Origin of the sequence: Devosia sp. LjRoot16 (genome assembly GCF_964252795.1) — a bacterium.
Taxonomy (GTDB): domain Bacteria; phylum Pseudomonadota; class Alphaproteobacteria; order Rhizobiales; family Devosiaceae; genus Devosia_A.
In genome coordinates, this window is sequence record NZ_CAXUPH020000006.1 from 416,699 (window position 1) to 441,178 (window position 24,480).

Below are 24,480 nucleotides of genomic sequence, written 5' to 3' on the forward strand. Positions count from 1 at the left end.
TCAGGCTCCCATCCGGGCGAGCCGGCTGCGCGGATCGATATATTCGTTGACCGACATGGCCAGCATGAACAGGCCAAGGAACAGGATGACGACGAAAACCATCGGCACCGCGATCCACCACCAGATGCCGGCAACCATCGCCGAGTGGGCATTGGCCCAGTAGATCATCCCGCCGATGGTCGGCCGGTTGATGTCGGAAAAGCCGAGGATCGACAGCGTCACCTCGAGGCCGATGGCCCAGATCAGGTTGTTCATGGTGGTGTAAAAGACGATCGGCATGACGTAGGGCAGATGCTCGCGGAACAGGATCTTCCCGGTCCGCATGCCCGAGAACACCGCTTGGCGGGTGAACTCGCGATTGCGCAGCGACAGCGCCACCGAGCGGATCAGCCGGCTGTCATGCTGCCAGCCGAGCAGCGCCGCGGTGACCGCGAGGATCGGCCAGCTCATCTGGTCGCGCAGCACGAACACGAGGAGCAGCAGGATCGGGATGTTGGGCAGCGCGTTCAGCGTGTCGTTGATCGCCATGATCACCTGGTCGACGCGGCCGCCGAGATAGCCCGAGACGAGGCCGACAGTGATGGCGATGACGCGGCTGACCAGGGCCACGACAATGCCGAACATCAGCGTGTTCCGCATCGAGGCCGCCAGCTGCCAGAACAGGTCCTGGCCGCGCGAATTGGTACCCAGCCAGTACTCGGCCGAAGGCGGCATGTCGGGGATGACGACATAGGTCATCATCTCGTCATAGGGCGCAAAGAACGAGGCGACGACGAGCGCCAGGATCACTGCGAGGAAGATCGAGCCGACCAGGAACTCGCGATTGTAGCGCAAGAGGTCAATGAGAATCTTCATGGCGCTACCCCAGTTTCACGCGCGGATCGATGAGCGGATAGAGCACATCGATGATGAACACGGCGGTGGCCACGGCGATGATCGCGATGGTGGTGACGCCGAGCACCAGGCTGTAGTCGCCGGCATAGATGCCCGCGACGAGGAGCTTGCCCATCCCCGGATAGTTGAAGACGAACTCGACGATGACGGCGCCGCCGAACACATGGCCCAAAGTCAGCGCGAGGCCCGTGACCTGCGGCAGCATGGCGTTGCGCGCCACGTATTGCGAAAACATCGTCCGGCCGGGGACACCCGCCAGTTCGGCGTAGACCACGTGATCCTCGGTGACGATGTTGGAGACCAGCGAGCGCATCGAGATGAACCAGCCGCCCAGCCCGACACAGACCAGCGTCAATGCCGGCAGCGTGCCGTGCACGATCACCGAGGAGACGTACTCCCAGGTGAAGCCCGGCTCGAGATTCAGTTGCGCCCCGCCGCTGATCGGCAGGACGGGCCAGAGGTAGCCGAAAACGATGATCAGGGTCAGGCCGACGATATAGGTGGGGATCGGCTGCATCGACATCACGAACACGCCCAGGACCTTGAGCGGGCGGTTGTCGCGGAAATAGCCCGCGAGCGCGCCGAAAAGATTGCCCAGGGTCCAGGAGAACAGCGTCGCGAGGGTCAGCAGCCCGACCGTCCACGGCATGGCGCGGCCGATCACCGTGCTCACCGGGGTCGGGAAGGCAGAGAGCGACGGGCCGAAATCGCCGGTCAGGACGCGGCCCCAGAAGGTGAAGTACTGATCGAGCAGCGAACCACCCGTGCCGTAGAGCTCGCGCAGGGACTCGCGCAGCAACTCGACCGAACGCGGATCGGTATTGCCGAAACTGGTGAGCAGCGACACCGTCTGCTCGATCGGATCGACCGGTGAGAAGTGCGCGATAAGGAATGACAGTGTCACGCCCGTGAACACCACGAACAGGAACTGGCCAAAGCGCTTCATGAGATAGATGAGAAAGCCGTGCATCCCGCCTCTCGGATCAGTTGGATCGGAGCGGACCAGCCGGCGTTACCGGCTGGTCCAGGTGCGTTGTGGGGTTACTGCGCCGCCGGCGTGGCGGCCTTCAGGCTCACCACCATGTAGCGGATGTTCGACCAGTTCGGGCCGGATGCCGAGTACGGGTTGTCGATGCTCGGGTAGTTGGTCCAGTAGGTCGTGTCGAACGGCGCGAACTTGTTGTAGGCCATCAGCGGGATCATCGGCATTTCCTCGACGGCGAGCTTGAGGAAATCCTGACCCAGTTGCTTCACCTCGGGTGCGTCGAAGGCGACCGTGCGGTTGCGCTCGATGATCTCGTCGAGGCGTGGATCCTCCCAGCGCTGCAGGTTGCGCGGCGGTTGGATCTCGCCCACCGGCTTGATGAACTCCGAGTGATAGCTATCGAGGAAGAAGCTGAGGTCGGGGTGGCCGCCCCAGGTCTCGATCGACCAGGCAATCACCGTCTCGAAGTCGCCGGTGCCGAGCCGCTGACCGTGTGTCGGTCCGGCAACGTCGACTTTGGCGTCGATGCCGGCCTGGGTCCACTGCTGGGCGATCGCCGTGCCGGCGCGGGCCAGCGTCGGGATGGCGTCGCCTTCGACCTGCACTCGGATGGTGAAGGGCGTGCCGTCAGGCTTCATCCAGCGGTTGCCCTGCTTGGTGAAGCCGGCCTTCTGCAACAGCTCGGTCGCCGCCTGCACGTCCTGCTTCCACCAGCCGAAGCCGAATGTGCGCTTGAGCTGCTCCGGATCGGTCGGGATCTGGTCACCCCATTGCGGGCGCACCATCTTGGCGAGCTGCTCGGCGATGGTCGGGTCGTACGGCTTGATCTTGCGGGTGCCGGTATCGAGCTCGAAATTGGTGAGCCAATCCTGCATCGGCACGAAATAGTCTTCGGGCGCCGAGCCGGTCGGCGGGGTGGCGAGAGCCGAGAGGTTCGCCGCACCGCGATAGGAGCCGAGCGCCACGGCGCGGATATCGATCAGCAGCGCCAGGGCCCACCGGACATCCTTGTTGTCGAATGGCGCCTTCTTGGTGTTGAACAGCACCGAAGGCAGCGTCGGATCGGGATGGGCATAGGGGAAGCCGGCGAGCCAGGCGGCCGCGCTCGGGTTATCCTTCATGATCGAGAACATGCCTTCCGGCGTGATGTCGTTGATCACGTCGAGGTTGTGGTTGCGCTGTTCGATGACGCGGGCCTCGGGGTTGCCGGCGGCGCGGTACACCACGTACTTCACCTGCGGCTGGCCCCAATCCATGCCGATCGTGGTGCGCTGCCAATCGTCGCGCAGCTTCCAGATCGTCCAGTTGCCCGCCTTGTCGTAGCTGTGGAGCACATAGGCGCTCAGCGATACCGGCGGGTTGAAGTTGTAGGCCAGCGGATCGGCGACCTTCTCGAAGATGTGCTTGGGCATGATCCAGGCGGCGTTCCAGCGTACTGTGAACAGGGCATGGAAACGTGAATTCGGCGCCTTGAGCTTGAAGACCACCGTGTCGCGATCCGGCGCTTCCACCGAGGCGACGTTGACGCCGAATGCTGCCGCCCAGTTCATGCCGGGGTGATCGATCAGCGTCTGGACGGTGTAGACCACGTCGTCGGCAGTAAACTCGACGCCGTCGCTCCAGTAGACGCCCTGGCGCAGCTTGACCGTCATCTCGGTGAAGTCGGCATTGTAGATGGGCGGCTCGGTGGCGAGCGCGTTCTGCCAGGGGTTGGGGCCGCCCTCGGGGTTGATGAACCAGAAGGTGTCAGCCGATAGCTGCTGCGTGCCGTTCGTGGTGGCGCCGCCTCCCGGGGCCCAGATGTTGAACCAGTCGGCGTTCTGCGCCGTCGGCCCCTGAATGATCAGCGCCTCGTTACGCGGAATGCCGGCGATAAAATCCTGCGCCAAGGCCGGCAGCGCCAATAATGACGCCACCGCCGCGACGGCGATTGTCCTTAGAAACTTCATCTTGCTGTTCCTCCCGGCTCGCAGGCGAGCCCCGTTTTTCGTCGGATCGATGAAAGACTTAGAGACCCGAGCCTGCCTTCCTGGCCTCGCTATCGGGGCCCCGGAAGCGCCTGGCAGGCAACGGTCTCACGGCGGTCTTTATCGACAATTTGCACGCACTCGGCAACCCTCTTCCGAAAAAATCCGCAGAAAATGCCGGAAATCCTGACATGGCAGCGCTTCGGCGTACCGTGCGTCCGAACGTATTATTGACAAAATAGCTGTTTGCCATAGGTTGCGACAGCGATGGCGAAGCTTCTCCTCGCGAGAAAAGTCGCCTGGTCATGACACCGCGATCGGCCAGACCTCGGGAGGGGTCCGGCGCAGCAGCGCCAGCAAGGAAGAGAAATGAGCAGTTCTATTGACGTGAGCATTGCGGTTCACGCCGACCGTCGTACCGGGCCCTACAAGCCGCTGTGGAACTGGTTCGGCTATGACGAGCCGAACTACACCTATTCGGAGCACGGCAAGAAGCTGCTGCGCGAGCTGACCGAGCTCAGCCCCGAGCCGCCCCGCATCCGCACCCATAACCTCTTGACCAGCGGCGACGGCCTGCCGGCGCTGAAATGGGGCTCGACCAACGCCTATACCGAAGATGCCAACGGCAAGCCGGTCTATGACTGGACCGTCATGGACAAGATCTTCGACGCCTATGTCGAGGCGGGCAATATCCCGCTGGTGCAGATCGGCTTCACCCCCGAGGCGCTGTCGGATTTCGACGGCGAATACCGCCACCATTGGGCGCCCAACGACAAATACGCCACCATCACCACCGGCTGGACCGCGCCGCCGAACGATTTGAAGAAGTGGGGCGACCTGATCGAGGCCTGGGCCAACCACATGGCCGAACGCTACGGCCGCGACGTGGTCGAGAGCTGGCCGTGGGAAGTGTGGAACGAGCCCGACGGCCATTACTGGACCGGCACCATCCCGCAGTTCTGCGAAATGTACGATGTCAGCGCCAGGGCGGTGAAGCGCGCTCTGCCCAAGGCCCGCGTCGGCGGCCCGCATGTCTGCGGCGGCTTCAACAGCCCCAAGGCCCAGACCTTCATGCGCGAGTTCCTGCAGCACGTGGTCGACCACAACTCGCCGATCGACTTCATCGCCTTCCACGCCAAGGGCAACCCGGTGGTCTACAAGGACCATGTGCGGATGGGCATCCACAAGCAGCTCAAGGACATCGACACCCATCTGGGGATCATCAATGAGTTCCCCTCGCTCAGGCACCTGCCGATCGTCATCGGCGAATCCGACCCCGAAGGCTGCGCCGCCTGCTCGGCCCGCTACCACCCGCAGAACGGCTATCGGAACGGGCCGCTCTACGGCGTCTATGTGGTCGAAAGCATGCTGCGCACCTATGAGCTGGCGGCGCGCGCCAACCTCACCATCGAGGGCGCCGTCACCTGGGCTTTCCTGTTCGACGACCAGCCCTGGTTCGACGGCTTCCGCGATCTCGCCACCAACGGCGTCGACAAGGCAGTGCTGAACGGCTTCCGCATGCTGGGCAAGCTCGGCGGCGATTGGCTGGAGACAGCGAGTACGCAGCGTCAGCCGCTGGCGGACCTCGTGGCCGATGGGGTGCGCGGCGCGCCCGACGTCAACGTCGTCGCCACCCGCGACGCCACCGGCATCAGTGTCCTCGTCTATCACTACCACGATGACGACGAGGCCGGCCCGAGCGCCGAAGTGGCGATCACCGTCGACGGTTGGACCGGCAAGGCCCCCGCCCTCCGCCACTACCGCATGGACGAAACCCATTCCAACGCCTTCGGCGTCTGGAAGGCGATGGGCAGCCCGCAGAACCCAACCAGCGCCCAATACGCCGAGCTCGAGGCCGCCGGCCAGCTGGCCGAAATCGAGACCGTCGGTGCGTTGGCAGTCGACAACGGCAAAATCCTGCTCCGCACCACGCTACCCCGCCAGGGCGTCTCCCTGCTGCGGCTCGAGGCGTAAACAGAACGCGCAGTCGGCGTCCCTCCCCCGCAAACGGGAGAGGGTGCGCCGACTGCGCGCTCCCGCTTGTGGAGAGCAGGGACCACAAATAGCCTGGCGCAGGGAGGCACCCACCTTGCGGGCACCTGATTTCATTCGCGAGCGCGCCAAGGATCTGCGTCGCAGCATGACGCAGCCGGAACGGGCGCTATGGGCGTTGCTGCGCCGCAATGAGCGGGACTGGCACTTCCGGCGCCAGCACCCGATCGGGCCGTACATCCTCGATTTCTACTGTGCGGCGGTGAAGCTGGCCGTTGAGGTCGACGGCCCCGTGCACCAGGAGCAGACCGACCGGGATCAACGCCGAACGGCCTGGCTGGAGGCGGAGGGGATCACTGTGATCCGGTTTTCTATCCAGGAGATTGCGGAGCGGCCCGCTGCCGTACTGGCGGCGATTGCCAGCGCTGCGCCCTGAGACACAGCGCCATCAGTCGGCGCACCCTCCCCCGCAAGCGGGAGAGGGCCGCCGACTGCATGAATCAGCTCACGTGGCTCAGATAATTCCGCTTGCTCGGCTGCAGGTGGTCCACGCACAGCTGCGCCAGCACCCAGTTGTCGCTGCCTTTCAGCATCTCGATCATCAGCCGGTGGTGCTCGTGCGAGATGCGGAGCGACGCCTTGTCGGCCATCGAGTTGGCGCGCACCGGCAGGCTGAGCCGCATGTAGAGCTCGATTGATTGCACCAAATGCGAGTTGCCGCAGGCGCCGAACAGGGTCAGGTGGAAGCGGTCATTGGTTTCATGCACGCCGCGCAGATACCCCGCCTCGATGTGCTGGCCGTGTTCCTCGTGGATGGCGCTGAGCTCGGCGATCAGCGCCTCGGGCGCCGGCAGCGGGATCCACAGTGCCGCCTGGCGCTGCAGCAATTCGCGCACCGCGTAAATCTCCTGTACCTCGCTCGGCGACAGCGAGCGCACCGTGGCGCCCTTGTTGCGCTCGCGCACCACGACGCCCATGCCTTCGAGCTGCACCAAAGCCTGGCGCGCGAAATGCCGGGTGACCTCGAAGCGGGCCAGCAGCATGTCCTCGGTGAGGCGGGTGCCCGGCGCCAGGCGGCCGAAGATGATGTCCTCTTCGAGCGCCCGCGCGATGGTGAGATCGTCGTGCTCTACGACGCCTGGCCTTATCTCGTCCCTGACCGTCAACTGGTCCTCCAACTGCTCGCGAAGCACGCCACGTTAGCGCGGTTCGGCCGCCGGGTCGAACCGGCTGAGGCGGTAGATCTCCTCGACCAGCCGCAAGGTCCTGAGGTTATCCTCGGGCGCCGTTTCGAAGGGCTTGCCGGTCTCGAGGCCATCGAGAAAATGCCCGATCGCCGCGTCATACGAGCCCTGGTAAGTGGCATCGGGATCGAAGCTCTCCTCTCGCGGCATGGCGGCGCTGAGCCTGAGCGTCGCGCCCTTGAGTTCCACCGTGCCGCGCGTCCCGAAGATCCTCAGGTGATCGCGCGGCGCCGGCGGCGCCCCTGCGACCGCGAGGTTGCCGGTGACGTTGACCACCAGCCCATCGCTCGGCCGGCGCAGCACCACCGCCGCCACATCCTCGGCGACGATTTCGGCATTGCTGCGTTCGAGCCGCGCCGCCACCACTTCGAGCTCACCGAGCAGGTAGCGCAGCGTATCGAGATGGTGGATCAAGACTTCCATCACGAGGAGCCGCGGCTGTGTGCGAAAGAACGGCTGCCGCACCAAAGCCGGCCGCAGCCCATCGGCGCCGGCGAGCATCCCCGAAGACAGGAACTCGAAACTCACCTGCCGGATGTCACCGGCCGCGCCTTCGTCGAGCCAGCGCTTCAGCACCCGGTAATAGGCGCGGAACCGCCAGTTCTCGTGCACCATCAGCCGGGTCGGCGGCGCGACGCCCGCGACCACCGCCTCGGCCTCGGCGAAATCGGTGCCGAGCGGCTTCTGGCAGAGGATATCGAGCTGCCGGCCGGCGGCCAGCCGCACCATTGCTGCATGGGTTTCGCGCGGCGAACAGATATCGACCGCATCGAGTTCCTCGGCCGCCAGCATCGCCTCGGCGCTCGCATAGAGGCCGGGGATACCGAACTCGGCCGCGCGCTGCGCCGTCGCCGCGGCCGACGGGTCGGCGATCGCCACCACCTTGGCGCGGTGGCGCTGCCGGCCCCAGGCGGGCAGATGGTAGCCAGTCACCCAGCCGGCCCCGATCATGCCGATGCGGCGAGTGGACACGCTCATCATCCTCCGCGACTACTACGGCTTCACTGCCCCTTCGATGGCATTTTGTCAATAATCAACCAGTAGCGCAATCTATCGTCGCATCGGGTGCATATCCACGAATCGCTAGACAAAATGCGCCTGACACCCGAGGTTTGAGCGATAACACCGCACATCTGCGATAGGTTGGCTGCGCTTGTTTATTGACAATCCATCGCGCGCCGCTAATTTGGAACACCACAACGGCGCGTGTTTCGAGGCGCCGCCAGGAGGATTAAGTGCCGGACGGCCTTCGTCGCAAGCTGACCACATATGGGGACCAGGGCTTTTCGCTGTTCCTGCGCAAGGCCTTCATCAAGGCGATGGGCTATTCGGACGATGCGCTCGACCGGCCGATCGTCGGTATTGCCAATACCTATTCCGATTACAACCCCTGCCACGGCAACGTGCCGCAGCTGATCGAGGCGGCCAAGCGCGGCGTCATGCTGTCGGGCGCCCTGCCCATGGTGTTCCCCACCATCTCGATCCACGAGAGTTTTGCCTCGCCCACCTCGATGTACCTGCGCAACCTGATGGCGATGGAAACCGAGGAGATGATCCGGGCCCAGCCGATGGACAGCGTGGTGCTGATCGGCGGCTGCGACAAGACCCTGCCGGCCCAGATCATGGCGGCCGCCAGCAGCGATATCCCCGCGGTGTTCCTCCCCACCGGGCCGATGGCCACCGGCCACCACAAGGGTGAGCGGCTGGGCGCCTGCACCGATTGCCGCCGCTTCTGGGGCCGCTATCGGGCCGGCGAAATCGACGAAGCCGAGATCAACGAAGTCAATAACCGGCTGGTCAGCTCGGTCGGCACCTGCACCGTGATGGGCACCGCCAGCACCATGGCCAACCTCACCGAAGTGCTGGGCCTCTGCCTGCCCCGCGGCGGTTCGGCGCCGGCCACCGAGGCCGAGCGGACCCGCCTCGCCGAGGAAACCGGCAGGCTCGCCGGGCGGCTCGCCGCCGAGGGCGGCCCGACCGTGCGCGAACTGCTGACCCCCGCGGCGCTCAAAAACGCCATGGTGGCGCTGCAGGCGATGGGCGGCTCCACCAATGCCGTGGTGCACCTCGCCGCCATCTGCGGCCGGCTGGGGATCAAGCTCGATACCGACCTGCTCGATGAAGTCGGCAAGCGCGTGCCGTTGCTGGTCGACCTGCAGCCCTCGGGCCAGCACTATATGCAGCAGTTCCACCAGGCCGGTGGCGTGCCGGCGCTCTTGAAAGAAGTGCGCTCCGAGCTCGATACCAGCGCCGCGACCATCCACGGCAAGACCATCGGCGAGGTGATCGACGCAGTGGTCGACGAGCCCGGCCAGACCATCATCCGCACCATGGCGGCGCCGCTGAAGCCGATCGGCACGCTGGCGGTGCTGAAGGGCAACCTCGCGCCGCGCGGCGCCATCATCAAGCAGTCGGCGGCCTCGAAAACCCTGATGCAGCATCGCGGCCGGGCCGTGGTGTTCGAGAACACCGAAGACCTCGCCAACCGGCTCGACAGCGATGATCTCGACGTGAGCCCCGCGGATATCCTGGTGCTGCGCAATGCCGGCCCGAAGGGCGCCCCGGGCATGCCCGAAGCCGGCTACATGCCGATCCCCCGCAAACTCGCCCGGCAGGGCGTCAAGGATATGGTGCGGATTTCCGATGCCCGGATGAGCGGCACCGCCTTCGGCACCGTGGTGCTGCACATCGCGCCGGAATCGGCCGATGGCGGGCCGCTCGCCATCGTCCAGACCGGCGATTTCATCGTCCTCGATGTGCCGGCCCGCCGCATCCACCTCGATATTCCCGCCGCAGAGTTCGACCGGCGGATGGCCGCCCTGCCCGCGCCCAAGCCGGCGCCGCCGCGTGGCTATGCGCAGCTCTACCACAACCACGTCACCCAGGCCGACGAGGGCGCCGATTTCGATTTCATGCAGGACCAGGAGTCGTGAGCCTCACGGCAGCCGACGCGCCGCTCTGCCTGCCGCCGCGGCCGCTAAACCGCGCCCCGCGGGCGCTGCCCGACGGCACGGTCGACACGCATTTCCACGTCTTTGCCGACGGCGTGCCGCTGGCGAGCCCGCGCAGCTACACCCCGCACGTGCGGACGCTTGCCGACTGGCAGGCTTACGCCGCCGCAGTGAACATCGCCCAGGGCGTGCTGGTGCAACCCAGCGTCTATGGCTTCGATAACAGCGTGCTGCTCGAAGCGCTGGCCGCCGACCGGGCGAACCTCCGCGGCATCGTCGTGCTGCATCCCGAAACCGACAAGGCCGAGTTCCAGCGCCTCGATGCCCTGGGGGTGCGCGGCGTCCGCGTCAACACCCGCAACAAGGGCGGCCTGCCCTTTACCGCGATCGCCGCGCTTTCGGCCCGCATCGCCGATCTCGGCTGGATGCTGCAGTTCCAGGTGCGACCGGCGCAACTGGAAGAGCTCGCCGCACTGCTGCCGGCCATCACCTGCCCGGTGGTGCTCGATCATCTGGGCTTTCTCGATCTCGATGCCGCCGATGCCGATGCACAGCTGGCGAAGATCCAGCAGCTGCTCGACGCGCCCGATTGCTATGCCAAGCTCTCGGCCCCCTATCGGCTGACCCGTGCTGCCGGCTTCCCCGCCTTTGCCGATGCGGCGCGGCAGCTCCTCGCCTCGCACCCCGAGCGCCTGCTCTGGGGCAGCGACTGGCCGCATACCGAATTGTTCGATCGGATGCCCGACGATGCCGAACTGATCGAACTGACCCATGACTGGCTGGGGGACGAAAGCGTGGCGCATCAGGTGCTCGTCACCAACGCGCAAACGCTGTTCTTTTCCCGCTAGTTAGAGTTCTTTCTTGTCCCGGGGATCGAAGCTCGCATCACCTTCCCCCGCTGGACTGACCGGAGATTGAGGATGACCAGACTGACCGAAGCGGCGCGCGGCGTATACGTGATCGCGGTGACCCCGTTCGAGGAGAACGGCGCGCTCGACCTCGAAAGCGTCGATCGCATGGTGGATTTCTACGAACAGGCCGGCGTCGACGGGCTGACGGTGCTCGGACAACTGGGCGAAGCACCGAAACTCACTGCCGAGGAATCAAAGCTCGTCGTCGAGCGGGTGCTGCGCCGGCTCGATGGCCGCCTGCCGGTGGTGGTCGGCGTCTCCGCCCCCGGCCTCGCGCCGATGCAGGAGCTCGCCACCGCCGTGATGGGCGAAGGCGCCGCCGGTGTCATGGTGGCGCCGCCCTGGACCATCAAGACCGACGACCAGGCCTATGGCTTCTACCAGTCGGTGGGCGAGGCGCTCGGCGACACGCCCTTCGTGCTGCAGGATTATCCGCTCACCACCAATGTCACGATCGTGCCCAAGGTGATCGACCGGATCATCAAGGATGTGCCCAACTGCGTGATGCTGAAGCACGAGGATTGGCCGGGGCTGAGCAAAATCACTGCCTTGCGCGCCTCCTCCGATAAGGGCGAAACCCGCCGCATCTCGATCCTTTGCGGCAATGGCGGGCTGTTCCTGCCCGAGGAGATGGGCCGCGGCGCCGATGGCGCGATGACCGGCTTCTGCTACCCCGAAATGATGGTCGGCGTGGTGCGCGAGCATGTGGCCGGCAACCTCGAGCGCGCCGCCGAACTGTTTGCAGCCTATCTGCCGCTCGCCCGTTACGAGCAGCAGCAGGGCCTCGGCCTCGCGGCGCGCAAATATGTGCTGGCGAAGCGCGGCGTCATCAAATCGGGCGCCCTCAGGAAGCCGCGTCCGGCGCTCTCGGCTCTCGATATCGCCGATGTCGAGCGGCTGCTCAGCGCCCAAACCAAACGCCTCAAGGAGATCGGCGCATGAAACTCGGGCTCGAAAACAAGAAGGCCCTGGTGCTCGGCGCCAGCAAGGGCCTCGGCGCCGCCATCGCCGTTTCGCTTGCCAATGAGGGGGCGCAAGTCATCGGCGCCTCGCGCAGCGTCGCCGAGATCACGGCGCTCAACCAGGCGCTCGACCCCGGCGCCACCGGCCGCATCACCGCCCTGCCGCTCGATCTTACCGACAAGGCGAGCCGCGACGCGCTGCTGCAGCAGGTACTGGCGGCTGATGGTGTCGATATCCTCATCAACAATACCGGCGGCCCCGCCCCCGGCGAGGCCCGCTCCACCGCGCCCGAAGCCTGGGCCGGCGGCTTTGACGCCATGGTGCTGAGCCTCATCGAGATCACCCAGGCCCTGCTGCCCAAAATGGTCGAGCGCAAGTGGGGCCGCATCGTCACGCTGACCTCGTCGGGCATCGAATCCCCGATCCCCCGCCTCGCCATTTCCAACGGCCTGCGCGCCGCGGTGCTGGGCTGGTCCAAGACTCTCGCCGGCGAAGTGGCAGCCGACAATGTCACCGTCAACATCATCGTCACCGGCCGCGTCCACACCGACCGGGTCGACCAGCTCGACGAAGCCGCCGCCAAGCGCCAGAACCTCAGCCTCGAAGAGGTACGCAAGGCCTCGCTCGCCACCATCCCCGCCGGCCGGTACGGCAAGCCGGAGGAGCTGGCCGACGTCGTCACCTTCCTCGCCAGCGACCGCGCCGGCTACCTCACCGGCGCCAAGATCCGCGTCGATGGCGGCATGATCCGTTCGGTGTAGGCCGAACCGCCAATCGCACAATGTCTATCTCGTCGCGTGGGGGCCCTGCACGCTAGCGTCGTGCCGGTTTCCCAACGTGGCAGATGAATGAGCACCACCCTCACCGCCTATCTCGCCCAAATCGCGACCAACCCGGAACTGGCCGACGCCGCCTCGATCGTCGCCGATGTCGCTGCGGCCTCGGCCGAACTCGCCCATGTGCTGCGCACCGCCCCGATCGCCGGGCTATCAGGCACCACCGGGACGACCAACGTCCAGGGTGAAGCGCAAAAGCCCCTCGATATCGAGGCGAACCGCATCTTTCTCGAGCGTTGTCGCGCCAACCCGGCCATCGCCTGGGCGGTATCCGAAGAGGAAGACCATCCCATCCGGCTCGCCGCAGGGGGAACACACGGGTTGCTGTTCGATCCTCTGGACGGCTCCTCAAACCTCGACGTCAACGTCACCGTCGGTTCGATCTTTTCGATCATCCCCGCCACCGCCGAAGCCCACCTCCTGCAGCCCGGCGGCGCCCAGCGCGCCGCGGGTTTCGTGGCCTATGGCCCAGCGACCTCGCTGGTGCTGACCTTCGGGGAAACGGTCGAGCTGTTCGTGCTGTCGGGCAGCGAGTTCCATCTCGTCGAGGCCGACATCCGGATCCCCGAGGACATGCCGGAATTCTCGATCAATACCAGTCGCGAGCGGTTTTGGAACGAGGGCACCCGGCGCTATATCGCCGATTGCCTCATCGGCGAGCTCGGGCCGCTGGGCCAGCGCCATAATATGCGCTGGGTCGGCTCGATGGTGGCCGAGGTGCTGCGCATCCTCAGCCGCGGCGGCATCTTTCTCTACCCATCCGACAGCGAAACCGCCAAGCACGGCGGCCGGCTGCGGCTGCTCTACGAAGCCAACCCGATGAGCCTGATCGTCATAACGGCCGGCGGCGGCGCCACCACCGGCCAGCTCGACCTGCTCGCTGTTGCTCCGAGCGATATTCACCAACGGATCTCGGTGGTGCTGGGGTCGAAGCGGCAGGTCGACGAGTATGTCGGCTATGTCGCGGACTAACGGAGCCGGTTGCGGAGGGCGCCGCTGGCGCTCTCCGCGATAGCTCTGCCAGCCGGGCGTTCTAGGTGCGCGACTTGAGGTAAGCGTCGCCCTGCTTGGTCAGCTCGGTCATGATCACGTCGAGGCCGGCCGCGTCGGCGGCCTTCTTCAGCTTGTCGAGCCCGGCATCCACGTCGCCGACCCCGTAGAACAGCGGGTTGGCGTACTGCGTCATCACGTTGTTCATCTGCGCCGCGGCTTCCTTGACCGGGGTCACGTCGGCGATGAACGAGGCAAAGGTATCGGAGGTGAAGTTGTCGTAGTTCTGCGCCCAGCCGAACACCTTCTTTTCGGACTCGGTCATCGACGAGGTGAGGCGCTCGAGCCCTGCCCGCCACAGGATGGCATAGCTGGGGAAGCTATAGGTGCTGAGCTGCTCGAAGCTGTTGTCGCCAACCGCCTTCCAGTCCGTACCCTCGATACCGAGGCCGACCAGATCGTGGTTCTCCTGCACCGAGAACCAATCCTGCAGCGCCATGGCGCGATCGACATCGCCGCCATTGGCATTGACCACGATCATGTTGTCGGCCTGGAAGGTCTGCACCGGCTTGACGCCGCCCAGCGGCCCGCCAAACGGCAGAACCTGGCCCAGGGCCGCGGTCGGAACGGCGCGCTTCAATCCAGCCAGCCGGTTGGATTGGAGGCCATCGGTCATCGACCAGAGGCCCGCGAACCGGCCGGCCCCAAACTGGCTCTCGATCGTCGCCTGGTCGACGTTGAGCGCGTCGGCGTTGATGATGCCATCCTGGTAGTACTGGCGAATCTTGCGCAGCGCCTCGACGGTGCCGGCATCGTCCCACCAGGGGATCGGCCGCGACGAGCCGGTCGTTGCCGCATCCTTGTCGAAGTAGAAGCGCAGGCCTGACCCCGCCAGCGAGTACTGCATGGTGTAGGGATTTTCCCACGAGTACTCGTTGAACATGCCGGTGGGGGTCGCCACCGCCGTCTGCCAGCCGGTCTGCGACGCGAGGGCAAACGGCGTGACCCCCGATTCCTTCTCCTTGATGGCGTAGAAGAACTTCTCGAGCGTCTGGAAATCGTTGATTTCGGCGAAACCGTACTTCTCTGCCAGATCCTGCCGGATGCCGAAGTGCTGGATGCGGCCGGCGCTGTTGACCTGCGGGATGCCCCACAGCTTGCCGCCCCAGGAATTGGCTTCGATCAGTTTGGGCGCGATCTGCTTTTTGAGGTTGGGCCACTTGTCGATCTGCCCGGTCAGGTCGGCGAGGGCGCCGCTCTGCTGCAGCTGGGCCATGTTGAGCCACAGGGCTTGCAGCGCCGTGTCGAACTGGGCGCCGGCGGTGAATTTCAGCAGCGACTGCTGGCCGTAGTTACTCCAGTTGATGAACTGCGCATCGAAGGTAAAGCCATGCTCCTCCATGAGCTTGGCATTGGCCTTGTCGAGCACGGCCTTCCAGTTGGCCGGCGCCTGCGAGGGCAGCAAGGCCACCGAGGTGCCCGAACTGGCGCCGAATGCCGGCGACAGGCCCGAAAAGGCCGTGGCCATGCCGGCGGCCCCGCTGAGGGCCATGAAGTGTCTGCGCGTGAGTCTCATGTTGGTCGTCTCCTCCTCATTTGTGCGACGGGCTCAGGTGCCGCCGTCACCCCTTGGTGGCGCCAAGGGTGATGCCCTTGACGAAGAAGCGTTGTGCGAATGGGTAGGCGAGCAGAATGGGGCCGACGGTGAGCACCGTCATGGCGAAGCGCAGCTGGTAGACGGGCGCCATTGCCGCCCCGGCCGAGCTCGGCAGGCTGGCCGCATTGGTCACGTTGGAGATGAGGTTCTGCAGGATCAGCTGCAGCGGGAACTTGTCCGGATCGGAGAGGAAGAGGAGGCCGGTGAACCACTCGTTCCAGTAGGTGACGGCGTAGAACAGCCCGAGCACCGCGAGGATCGGCTTCGACAGCGGCAAGACGATCTGGAAGAAGATGCGCAATTCGCCGGCCCCATCGATGCGGGCCGCATCGAGGATTTCCTCCGGCATCTGCCGGAAGAAGCTCACCGTCACGAAGATCAGGAAGGGCGCCAGCATCAGCGGCAGGATCATGGCGAACCAGCTGTTGGTGAGGTTCAGTACCTGCGTCACCAGCAGGTAGAACGGCACCAGGCCACCGTTGAACAGCATCGGCACATAGGCAAAGATGGTCAGCGGACGGCTGATGAACGGCAGCCGCCGGGCAATGACCCAGGCGATCGAGGCGGTACACGAGATCGAGAGGATCGTGCCGACCACGGTGATGAACAGCGAAGCGACATAGCCGTTGAGCAGCGATTGCCCGGTGAACAGCAGCTCGTAGGCCCGCAGCGAGAAGGGCTGCGGGAACAGGCTATAGCCGTTGAGGCCGAGCACCGACTCGTCGGTCAAGGAGCCCGCTACGATCATCCAGAGCGGCACCAGGCAGAACAGCCCGAACAGCGTGACGGTGACGTAGCTGACGGCCGCGAACGGCTCCATCCGTCGGCGGGCGGCCTTCCGAACCGGTTGCGCGCCGACGTTCGCCGCGGCCCCAGCACTATCCTGATCGATGGCACTCACAGGATGCTGCTTTCTTTGTGGAAGCGGCGCTGCACCAGCACCGCCGCCGCCACGAAAACGAAGCCGACCACCGACTGGAACAGGCCGATGGCGGCCGTGGTGCCGAAATCGCCGATCATCCGCAGCGAGCGGAAGACGTAAGTGTCGATGACGTCGGTGGTCGGGAACAGCACGCCATTGTCCTGGACGATGGCGTAGATGGTGGCGAAATCGCCGAAGAACATGCGGCCGACGCCGAGCACCACCAGCACCGCGAAGGTCGGCAGCAGCAGCGGCACGGTGATCGACAGCGCCATGCGCCAGCGGCTTGCCCCATCAATCGCCGCGGCCTCATAGACCTCCTCGGAGATCGAGGTGATGGCAGCGAGGAAAATCACCGAGGTGTAGCCGCCCAGTTGCCACACCTTGACGATGGTGAGGATCCACGGCCAGGCGCCGGCTTCGGTGTACCAGCTGACCTGCGGCAGATCGACGACGCTCAACAGGTTGTTGACGAGGCCGCCGCGCCCGCCGACGCCGGAGAGGATTACCTGCAGCATGATGGAAATGACGATGGGCGAGACGAAATACGGAAAGAAGATCACCGACTGCATGAAGCGCCGATAGGGGCCGCCGCGGATCTCGTTGAGCATCAGCGCCAGCACGAGCCCGGCGAACAGCGACGCGCCGAGAAACAGCGCGTTCAAAAACACCGTGTTGAAGACGATGGTCGCGGCGTCGCCGCTCATCAGGAAGTAGCGGAAATTGGCGAGCCCGTTCCATGGGCTGCCGAAGATGCCGTCGCGAATGTTGAAGGCCTTGAACGCCACCACCAGACCAACCATCGGGCCGTAAGCAAACACCAGGAACCAGGCGATGCCGGGCAACGCCAGCAGCAGCAGCACCAGGCTGTCGCGCGACGACAAGCCATGCCGGCGCGAGCCGGCGCGGCCAGCCCTGGGTTTGGTGACGGTCATCGGTCGTGCTGCCGTCGCGCCAAGGGCACGCACGCCAAGGGTGCGCACGCATAGCCAATGGCGCGCAGGATTCGACGATAGCTCACTAGCCCCCTCCCCGAAGCACTGGAACCGCCTAACACCGCAGTTTCTTATTTGAAACTCTTGGTATCAGATGATAACCGTGCCGACCAAACGGACAGGATGTCAAGCCATGCGTGAGGCGGAGATCGAGGCGCAGAACCGCAATCCGGCGATCGAACGGATGATGGCCATTCTGCAGCAACTGGAGCGGGCCCCGAACGGGCTGGGCCTCAAGCGCCTGGTCGAACAGTCGGGGGTGACGCGCTCGACCGTCTACCGCATCCTCAACTCGCTGACCGCGCATGGGCTGGTCCGTCAGCTCGAGAATTCCGATTACGTGCTGGGCAGCCGCCTGCTGTCGCTGGCCGACGCCGTCGGCATGCCATCCGGCGGGCAGGTCGCCAAGGCGGCGCAGCCGCATCTCGATTTCGTGGCGCGCTCGCTCGGGGAGACGGCGAAGATCTCGATCTACGATCGCGGCCATGTGCTGGTCGTCGCTGTCGCCCCCGGCACCAAGCAGCACGCGCTGCATGCGAGGGTCGGCGAGCAGCTGCCGATCCATGCCGGCGGCAGCAGCAAGGCGCTCTTCGCCTTCCTGCCCGAGGCCGAACGCCAGCGCATCTATTCGCGGCCGCTGACCCTCTACAACGAACGCACCCTCATCGAGCCGGAAGCGCTGGAGGAAGAACTGTCGCGGGTGCGCGAACAGGGCTGGGCGCGCGACCATGGCGAGTTCAGCGCCTCGGTCAACTCCTACGCCGCGCCGATCCGCGATCGCTCCGGCGACGTTGTCGCCGCCGTCAGTATCCCGTTTCTCGCCGGCCGCGACGCCGAATACGAGCAACTGGTCCTCGCCACCGCTCTCGCCACCGCCGACCGCATCAGCATGGGGCTCGGCTGAGGCGCTGCCGCATCCTGCATCCGGATGCAAGAATGCTGTTGCATCCGGATGCAGCGTCGCTCTATCGTGGCTTTGCCATGACGATCGCTTCGGACCCGCAATGACCAACGAGCCTCTTTCCGCCGCCCTGCCCCAAGGCCTCGCCGGCGATCCCTATGCCCGGCTGGCGGCGCTGGGGCTGACGCTGCCGCTATCGCCGACGCCGATCGCCAATTTCCGGCCGGCGACGCGCGAGGGCGACATGATCTTCCTGTCGGGCCAGGGCCCGACCGAGGCAGGCGGGCGGCTCTATACCGGCAAGGTCGGCGACGATGTCAGCTCGGCCGAGGCCTATCGGCATGCGCGGCTTACCGGCCTGAACCTGATCTCGGTGCTGCATGAGGCGGTGGGCGACCTGCGCCGGGTGCGCCGCATCGTCAAACTGTTCGGCATGGTCAACTCGACCGCGGATTTCGCCGAGCATTCCCGGGTGATCGATGGCTGCTCGGACCTGTTCTTCGAGGTGTTCGGCGAGCCCGGCGCGCACTCGCGCACCGCCATCGGGGTCAATTCGCTGCCCCGGCTGATCACCGTCGAAATCGAAGCCATCGTTGCCGTAGACTAGAGCGCTTTCAGGAAAAGTTGCAGACTTTTCCGGTTCGAAAGCGCGACGAAATCAACAACTTAGATCCTTTCGCCGTTTCACTTGAACGGTGAAAGGATCTAGACTGCCGGAGGGACTATGGGACTTGTCGATCATCTGCCGCGCGCCGCCCTTGGCCATTTTCCGACGCCGCTCGAGCCGGCTCCGCGCCTCAGCGCCGCGCTGGGCGGGCCGCAGATCCTGATCAAGCGCGACGATCTCAGCGGGCTGTCGGTCGGCGGCAGCAAAACCCGGATCTTCGAGTTCGTGCTTGGCGACGCACGGGCAGCGGGCGCCACCGCGGTGATCGCCTCGGCCGGCGAGCAATCCAACAAGCTGCGCGAGCTCGCCGCCGGCGCCAACCGGCTGGGGATGCAGCCGATCCTCTTGCTCACCGGGGTGACGGGGCCGCGAGAACTCACCGGCAACCGCTTCCTGTTCGAGATCCTCGGCGCCCAGGTGCACACGACGCCGATCGCCGACCGCTTCGATCCGGCGCTGGTCGCCGAGCTCAACCGGCTCTGCGACGAGGCGGCGGCCGCCGGGCACCGGCCCTACCTGGTCTACCATCCGGGAAAGACCGGGACGCTCGGCACCGCCGCCTATGTCTCGGCCGCCGAGGAGCTGACTGCCCAGTTCGCCGACCTCGACCGCGAGCCCACCCACCTGTTCCTCGCCACCGGCGCCGCCCCCACCACCGCCGGGCTGGTGCTCGGGTTGCGGACGCTAGACCAGCAGTTGGGCATCACCGGCGTCTCGGTGGCTTCGCCGCACGACCAGAGCAAAGCGCACGCCGTCGCCTACGCCAACAAATGCGCCGAGCTGCTAGGCATTGACCGGCGCATCGGCGAGGCGGATTTTGCCATCGACGACAGCCAGCGCGCCGATTTCAGCCTGCCGGCGACGCGCGCGGTGATCGAAGCCATTGAACTCTTCGCCCGCACCGAGGGGGTGTTGTTGGAGCCGACCTACACCGGCAAGGCCGCGGCCGGCATGATCGCTGCGATCCGGAGCGGGGAGTTCAAGCCGACGGATACGCTGGTATTCGTGCATACGGGCGGGTTGCCGGGGCTGTTCGCGCATGTGGGGGAGTTTGGGTACTGAGGGCGAGCGATCGGACCCACTTCAATCTCCCCATCCTCGGTGTCATCCCAGCGAAAGCTGGGACCCAACTCTCGGCTGGTGCGGGCGGTGAAATGGGTCCCAGCTTTCGCTGGGATGACAGCCGGTGGGTGGGAAGCGAACTGCCCAAACGACGTAGCTCGGTCGCTTCTCCCCTCCAAGGGGGCGCAATAGCGCCTCCCGAGGGAGAAGGTGGCGCGAAGCGCCGGACGAGGGGTGAAGCGTCTCAACACGCGCTCGCTGAGAAGCTGAACCCCTCACCTTAGTTCCGCTACGGACCTTCGGTCCTAGCTCCACTTGCCCTCTCCCCTCAGGGGAGAGGGGCGCCAACTGCCCGCTCCGGCGTCAGCCCCTAAATCGAAGGCGGACACGCCATCCGCTCGACATACCGCAGCGCCGCCGCCGCATGTCTCCGCCCGTCCCGCAACGAAAATGCCCCGTGCCCCGGCAGCAGCACCTCGAACTCCAGCCCCGCTAGCCGCCGCACCGAGGCGCAGATCGCGGGCACGCTGCAATCGTAGACGTCCTGCACCCCGACCCTGCCGCCGTGGAACAGCGCGTCCCCCGACACCAGCATCCGCCGGGTGCCGGTATCGACCAGATAGCTCATGTGATCATGGCTATGCCCCGGCGTCGCCACCGCGGTCACCGTCACCCCGTCGAACGCCACCTGCTCCCCATCATCAAGCACCCGGTCAACCGGGCACGCCGCATAGGCGAAATCCGCCGGATAGCCACCAGCCGCCTTCGCCGCTAGCAGGCTGATCGCCGCCTCGTCGCCTGCCGTGACCATCCTGGCCGTGGCAGCGCCGGCCAGCACCGGCAGGCCCAGCCGTCGGCGCACCGCCGCAGCGCCGGCCGAGTGGTCGGCATGCCCATGCGTCAGGAACAGTGCCTTGATCGTAATGCCATCCAACCCGTCGAGCACGGCAGCGGCGCTCCGCCCTGCCCCGGCATCGAACATCAGCCAGCCATCGCCTGAGCGCACCAGGTAGACATTGCAATCGAGCGGATCGGTGAGGTCGAACCCCAGCCCGCCGCTCATCAAGAGGTGCAGGTCGTCATCGAGGTTCATGATCGGTGCCGATATGGAACAGGCAATCGCCGCGTTTCACCCGCGCCGGCACCCGCTTGCACAGCACCATGCCGCCGCGCTGGAAGTTCAGTTCCAGCGGTGTGAGCCACGGCCGCTCCGGGAAATGCAGCCGCGCCGCCGGCTGCCCGGCGCTCACTTCGTCGCCGAGTTCGACCAGCGGCTCGAACACCCCGTCATCATCGACATAGACGAAGTAATCCGCCCCGCCGACCACGAGGATGCGTGTCTCATGCCCAGGCGTGTCATCGTCCGGCAGGTGCCCCAGATGCGCCAGCAAGCGCCGCAACCCGGCCTCGGCGATGCCGAGCGTTGTGGCGCTCAGCGAGCCCGAACCACCCAGCTCGGTGCCGAGGAACAGCTTGCCCTTGCGGCCGGCGGCGCCGAGCAGCGTCGGATCGTCCGATCCGGGCGGATCGAGCACATAAGCCGCCGGGGCGCCGAACGCCCGGACCAGCGCCAGCGACTGTTCGAAACGTTCGGCATCCGCCCAGCGCGCCGTCACCACCGAGGGCACGTAATGCAGCGAGCTGCCGCCCGAATGCATGTCGCAGACGGTATCGCAGAGCGGCATCAGCACCTGCTCGACATAATTGGCGATCTGCGCCGTTGCTCCGCCGCCCGGATCGCCCGGAAAGGCCCGGTTGAGGTTTCCGCCATCGAGCGGCGACACCCGCCGCCCGGCCACTGCCGCCGGCTGGTTCAGCGTCGGCAGGATGATCAGCCGCCCGGCGAGATCTGCGGGATCGAGGTTGCGGCAGAGATTGCTGAGCGCCACCTCGCCCTCATATTCGTCGCCATGGTTGCCGGCGGTGAGCAGCGTCGTCGGCCCCGACCGGCCCGATATCACCACCAGCGGGATCGGCACAAAGCCATAGGCGGAATCGTGGGTCGATTGCGGCAGGCGGATATAACCGTGGCGCTTGCCCGCCCCGTCGAACGCCACGTCGGTGCTGAGGCGGGTGCTCACCACCCGCTGCTGTGTGCTGCTCATCAGATATCCCAGATCTCGCTCTCGCGTGCCGAGAACCATTCGGCATAGGAAGTCATCGGCACGCCGCCGCCAAGGCTGGCCTCGAGCGCCGCCACCAGTTGCTCGGCGACGATCTTCGCTTCAGCCGCGTCGAGGTTGCACGGGTCGAGCTCGAAATAGCCATGCGCCAGCGCCTCGGCCCGCACCGCGATCGACGGCGCGCCCGCCGCGAGCCGGCTGGTGAGGTTCCACGCCGTGGTCTTTGCCAACGCCGGGTCGATGCTGACCCTCAGCCGATCCACCGGATTGCCGGTCGGGTCGGCAACGATGCTGGCAGTGACGCCGGGCCGCCCGGCGAGCGCCGCCTGCCACAGGGCGAGAAGCTGCGCCTCGGCCGCGCGCTGCGCCGCGTGGTCGGTGGTCTCCCAGGCCTCGAGCGCCACGATGGTGCCGGCAATGCCTTCCTTGCCCACCTTCATGCCGCGCCCGATACCGCCATTCTGCAGGTATGCCGCCCGCACCAGGTCACGCCGGCCGGCAACGATCCCCGCCGTCGGCGCCCGCAAGAACTTGTGCGCCGAATAGAGCGCGATATCCGCCCCCTCCGCGATGAAGCGCCTGAGCCCATATTCGGCCGCCGCATCGACGATGACCGGCACCCCGTGCGCATGGGCAATTTCGCTGAACCGCCTGAGTGAGAGCATGCCGTATTGCACCGCATGGTGCGAGATCACGTAAAGCGCCGCCGCCGTCCGCTCGGTGAGCGCCGCTTCGAGTTCATATTCGGCGACCGAGGTCGCCTGCCCCACGCTGACCACTTCCGCCCCGGCAAGCCGCACCGCCTGCTCGACCGGTGCGCCATAGGAAATGAGGTGCCCGGCCATGACAGCCACCTCGTATTTCAGGCCGGAGGCGTCGGGCAGCCGGGCGATGGCAGCGCGGTCGAGGCCGGTCATCGCTCCGGCCACGGCCAGCGTAATCCCCGCCGCAGTGGAGGCCGTGACGAACCCCGCCTCGGCGCCGCAGAGCCGCGCGATGGTGCGGCTCGCCACCTGCTGCAACGCATCGATTTCGACGAAGCGCGGCAGGATCGCGCTCACCGCGTCGATCACCTCCGGCCGGGCGCTCGAAGCGCCGATCACCGTCATGGTGCCCGAGACGTTGATCACTGGCCTCAGGCCCCAGCGCGCCACGATATCGTCTGTCGTCAAAACCCGGTCTCCTCAGTCCGTCGCTGGCCCCATCAAACATCAGGCTGCATCCGGATGCAACATTGAACCACGTTGCTCCCGCGGGGATTTTTCCGGGGGCTCGGGCACGTGCCTCGGCCCCGTCTCTGGTGGTTGCCGGCAGCATGCTGTAAACGTCCCTGCATCGGTATGCAGCGGCGGCCACCCAAGGATTATTCGATGACGGATGACAGCGCGGACGAGAGTGATGCCGGCCGGCGTGCGCCGCTGACCGGGCGCGAACTCGCCAAGGCGCTCGGCATCTCGCAATCGACCATCTCGCGCGCATTCTCGGAGGGCGCCACCATCTCCCCCAAGATGCGCGCCAAGGTGCTCGAGGCGGCGCGCGAGCTGGGCTACCAGCCCAATGTCATCGCCCGCTCGCTGACCACGCGGCGGAGCGGCATTGTCGGCATCGTCACCGCCAACATGACCAACCCGTTCTACGTTTCGATCCTGCAGCCGCTGGCGCGCCGGCTGCAGCAGATGGGGCTGCAGACGCTGCTGTTCAGCGTCCCCTCCGGCCAGCAGATCGACAGCCAGCTGCCGCTGCTGCTGCAATATAATGTCGATGCGATCGTCGTGATGACCGGCACCATTTCGGCTGAGATGGCGCGCCGCTGGGCCGATGCCGGCCGGCTGGTGCTGCCCTTCAGCTACACCATCCCCGAACTCGACCTGCCCAGCGTCTCCTGCGACAACGAAGCAGGCGGCCGCGCCGTGGCGCAGCATTTGGTGCAGATGGGCCACAAGCGCCCGGCCTTTGTCGGCGGCCACCCACACTCGGCCACCTCCGTAGCGCGCGGCCGCGGCTTCGCCCTGGGGCTCGAAGAACTGGGTGTACCGCTGTTCGGCCGGCTCGATACCGGCGAATATACCTATGAAGGCGGCTATGCCGCAGCGCTCGAACTGGGCCGCACCCGCCCCGACGCGATCTTTTTCGCCGACGACATCATGGCGCTGGGCGGCATGGATGCGCTCCGCTTCGGGCTGGGGCTCTCGGTGCCGCAGGATATCTCGGTGGTCGGCTTCGACAACATCCCGCTGGCGGGGTGGCCGACCTATGAGCTCACCACCTTCGCCCAGCCGGTCGAGCCGATGATCGAAGCCGCAGTGCGATTGCTGACCCGACGCGATGGCGAGCCGGTAACGGCGGAGCACTCGGCGCTGCTGCCGGGGACGCTGGTACAGCGGAAATCGGTGCGGGCTCGGGGGCGGTAGCGTCTGGCA

At 66.0% G+C, this 24,480-nt stretch carries 22 protein-coding genes; 11 read left to right on the forward strand and 11 right to left on the reverse strand.

The window, feature by feature from the left end:
* From ACSQ23_RS26175 to ACSQ23_RS26185, 3 genes are all read right to left on the reverse strand, one after another.
* Window positions 1–855, reverse strand: a complete 855-nt coding sequence (locus ACSQ23_RS26175) for an ABC transporter permease (protein ID WP_055884147.1) — start codon at window positions 853–855, stop codon at window positions 1–3.
* 4 nt (window positions 856–859) lie between these two features.
* Window positions 860–1,864 carry an ABC transporter permease gene (locus tag ACSQ23_RS26180; protein WP_055884149.1) on the reverse strand — a complete coding sequence of 335 codons (1,005 nt, stop codon included), beginning with the start codon at window positions 1,862–1,864 and terminating at the stop codon, window positions 860–862.
* Window positions 1,865–1,935: 71 nt separating this feature from the next.
* Window positions 1,936–3,828: an ABC transporter substrate-binding protein gene (locus tag ACSQ23_RS26185; RefSeq protein ID WP_436092397.1), complete on the reverse strand. Its 1,893-nt coding sequence runs from the start codon at window positions 3,826–3,828 to the stop codon at window positions 1,936–1,938.
* Between the two features lie 387 nt (window positions 3,829–4,215).
* Between ACSQ23_RS26185 and ACSQ23_RS26190 the strand changes: the two genes are divergently transcribed.
* Window positions 4,216–5,820 (forward strand): GH39 family glycosyl hydrolase, encoded by a 1,605-nt coding sequence (locus tag ACSQ23_RS26190; protein WP_436092398.1) that lies wholly within the window; start codon window positions 4,216–4,218, stop codon window positions 5,818–5,820.
* Window positions 5,821–5,935: 115 nt separating this feature from the next.
* A complete protein-coding gene (locus ACSQ23_RS26195) occupies window positions 5,936–6,274 on the forward strand; it encodes an endonuclease domain-containing protein (RefSeq protein WP_436092399.1) in 339 nt (112 codons plus the stop codon).
* Window positions 6,275–6,338: 64 nt separating this feature from the next.
* Here ACSQ23_RS26195 and ACSQ23_RS26200 read toward each other — a convergent pair whose 3' ends face one another.
* Together ACSQ23_RS26200 and ACSQ23_RS26205 are read right to left on the reverse strand one after the other, a co-directional pair.
* The gene (locus ACSQ23_RS26200; protein WP_056001848.1) at window positions 6,339–7,004 is read right to left on the reverse strand and encodes a GntR family transcriptional regulator; all 666 of its coding nucleotides are present in this window, start codon (window positions 7,002–7,004) and stop codon (window positions 6,339–6,341) included.
* 33 nt (window positions 7,005–7,037) lie between these two features.
* The gene (locus ACSQ23_RS26205; protein WP_436092400.1) at window positions 7,038–8,063 is read right to left on the reverse strand and encodes a Gfo/Idh/MocA family protein; all 1,026 of its coding nucleotides are present in this window, start codon (window positions 8,061–8,063) and stop codon (window positions 7,038–7,040) included.
* A gap of 254 nt (window positions 8,064–8,317) precedes the next feature.
* Between ACSQ23_RS26205 and ACSQ23_RS26210 the strand changes: the two genes are divergently transcribed.
* From ACSQ23_RS26210 to ACSQ23_RS26230, 5 genes are all read left to right on the forward strand, one after another.
* Window positions 8,318–10,015, forward strand: a complete 1,698-nt coding sequence (locus ACSQ23_RS26210) for an IlvD/Edd family dehydratase (RefSeq protein ID WP_436092401.1) — start codon at window positions 8,318–8,320, stop codon at window positions 10,013–10,015.
* On the forward strand, window positions 10,012–10,881 hold the full coding sequence (locus tag ACSQ23_RS26215; RefSeq protein ID WP_056001857.1) for an amidohydrolase family protein: 870 nt from the start codon (window positions 10,012–10,014) through the stop codon (window positions 10,879–10,881). Before ACSQ23_RS26210 ends, ACSQ23_RS26215 begins: the two co-directional genes overlap by 4 nt.
* 72 nt (window positions 10,882–10,953) lie before the next feature.
* Complete coding sequence (locus ACSQ23_RS26220) at window positions 10,954–11,886, forward strand: dihydrodipicolinate synthase family protein (RefSeq protein WP_436092402.1); 933 nt, start codon at window positions 10,954–10,956, stop codon at window positions 11,884–11,886.
* Window positions 11,883–12,668 carry an SDR family oxidoreductase gene (locus tag ACSQ23_RS26225; protein ID WP_436092403.1) on the forward strand — a complete coding sequence of 262 codons (786 nt, stop codon included), beginning with the start codon at window positions 11,883–11,885 and terminating at the stop codon, window positions 12,666–12,668. Before ACSQ23_RS26220 ends, ACSQ23_RS26225 begins: the two co-directional genes overlap by 4 nt.
* 87 nt (window positions 12,669–12,755) lie before the next feature.
* Window positions 12,756–13,715 (forward strand): class 1 fructose-bisphosphatase, encoded by a 960-nt coding sequence (locus ACSQ23_RS26230; protein WP_436092404.1) that lies wholly within the window; start codon window positions 12,756–12,758, stop codon window positions 13,713–13,715.
* A gap of 61 nt (window positions 13,716–13,776) precedes the next feature.
* Here ACSQ23_RS26230 and ACSQ23_RS26235 read toward each other — a convergent pair whose 3' ends face one another.
* From ACSQ23_RS26235 to ACSQ23_RS26245, 3 genes are read right to left on the reverse strand one after another with little or no spacing between them, the layout of a single operon-like run.
* A complete protein-coding gene (locus tag ACSQ23_RS26235; protein WP_436092405.1) occupies window positions 13,777–15,309 on the reverse strand; it encodes a DUF3502 domain-containing protein in 1,533 nt (510 codons plus the stop codon).
* Between the two features lie 46 nt (window positions 15,310–15,355).
* Window positions 15,356–16,291 carry a carbohydrate ABC transporter permease gene (locus ACSQ23_RS26240; RefSeq protein WP_436092406.1) on the reverse strand — a complete coding sequence of 312 codons (936 nt, stop codon included), beginning with the start codon at window positions 16,289–16,291 and terminating at the stop codon, window positions 15,356–15,358.
* Entirely contained in the window at window positions 16,288–17,247 is a 960-nt protein-coding gene (locus ACSQ23_RS26245; protein WP_082533523.1) for an ABC transporter permease, read from the reverse strand. The genes ACSQ23_RS26240 and ACSQ23_RS26245 overlap by 4 nt, the downstream gene beginning before the upstream one ends.
* 193 nt (window positions 17,248–17,440) lie before the next feature.
* Between ACSQ23_RS26245 and ACSQ23_RS26250 the strand changes: the two genes are divergently transcribed.
* The 3 genes from ACSQ23_RS26250 to ACSQ23_RS26260 all read left to right on the forward strand — a co-directional run bounded on the left by ACSQ23_RS26250 (window position 17,441) and on the right by ACSQ23_RS26260 (window position 19,937).
* A complete protein-coding gene (locus ACSQ23_RS26250) occupies window positions 17,441–18,211 on the forward strand; it encodes an IclR family transcriptional regulator (protein WP_056001872.1) in 771 nt (256 codons plus the stop codon).
* A gap of 100 nt (window positions 18,212–18,311) precedes the next feature.
* Entirely contained in the window at window positions 18,312–18,815 is a 504-nt protein-coding gene (locus ACSQ23_RS26255) for a RidA family protein (RefSeq protein WP_056001875.1), read from the forward strand.
* 117 nt (window positions 18,816–18,932) lie between these two features.
* Window positions 18,933–19,937, forward strand: coding sequence for a pyridoxal-phosphate dependent enzyme (locus ACSQ23_RS26260; RefSeq protein ID WP_436092407.1), 1,005 nt, complete (start codon window positions 18,933–18,935; stop codon window positions 19,935–19,937).
* A 370-nt stretch (window positions 19,938–20,307) separates the two neighbouring features.
* On the opposite strand, the gene ACSQ23_RS26265 is transcribed toward ACSQ23_RS26260, so the two are convergent.
* The 3 genes from ACSQ23_RS26265 to ACSQ23_RS26275 are packed head-to-tail and all read right to left on the reverse strand — an operon-like array spanning window position 20,308 to window position 23,169.
* Window positions 20,308–21,030 (reverse strand): MBL fold metallo-hydrolase, encoded by a 723-nt coding sequence (locus ACSQ23_RS26265; RefSeq protein ID WP_436092408.1) that lies wholly within the window; start codon window positions 21,028–21,030, stop codon window positions 20,308–20,310.
* Window positions 21,017–22,042: a succinylglutamate desuccinylase/aspartoacylase family protein gene (locus ACSQ23_RS26270; RefSeq protein WP_436092409.1), complete on the reverse strand. Its 1,026-nt coding sequence runs from the start codon at window positions 22,040–22,042 to the stop codon at window positions 21,017–21,019. The genes ACSQ23_RS26265 and ACSQ23_RS26270 overlap by 14 nt, the downstream gene beginning before the upstream one ends.
* Window positions 22,042–23,169: an aminotransferase class V-fold PLP-dependent enzyme gene (locus ACSQ23_RS26275; protein WP_436092457.1), complete on the reverse strand. Its 1,128-nt coding sequence runs from the start codon at window positions 23,167–23,169 to the stop codon at window positions 22,042–22,044. Before ACSQ23_RS26275 ends, ACSQ23_RS26270 begins: the two co-directional genes overlap by 1 nt.
* A gap of 261 nt (window positions 23,170–23,430) precedes the next feature.
* On the opposite strand from ACSQ23_RS26275, the gene ACSQ23_RS26280 reads away from it, so the two are divergent.
* Window positions 23,431–24,471, forward strand: coding sequence for a LacI family DNA-binding transcriptional regulator (locus ACSQ23_RS26280; RefSeq protein ID WP_436092410.1), 1,041 nt, complete (start codon window positions 23,431–23,433; stop codon window positions 24,469–24,471).
* Window positions 24,472–24,480 lie beyond the last annotated feature (9 nt).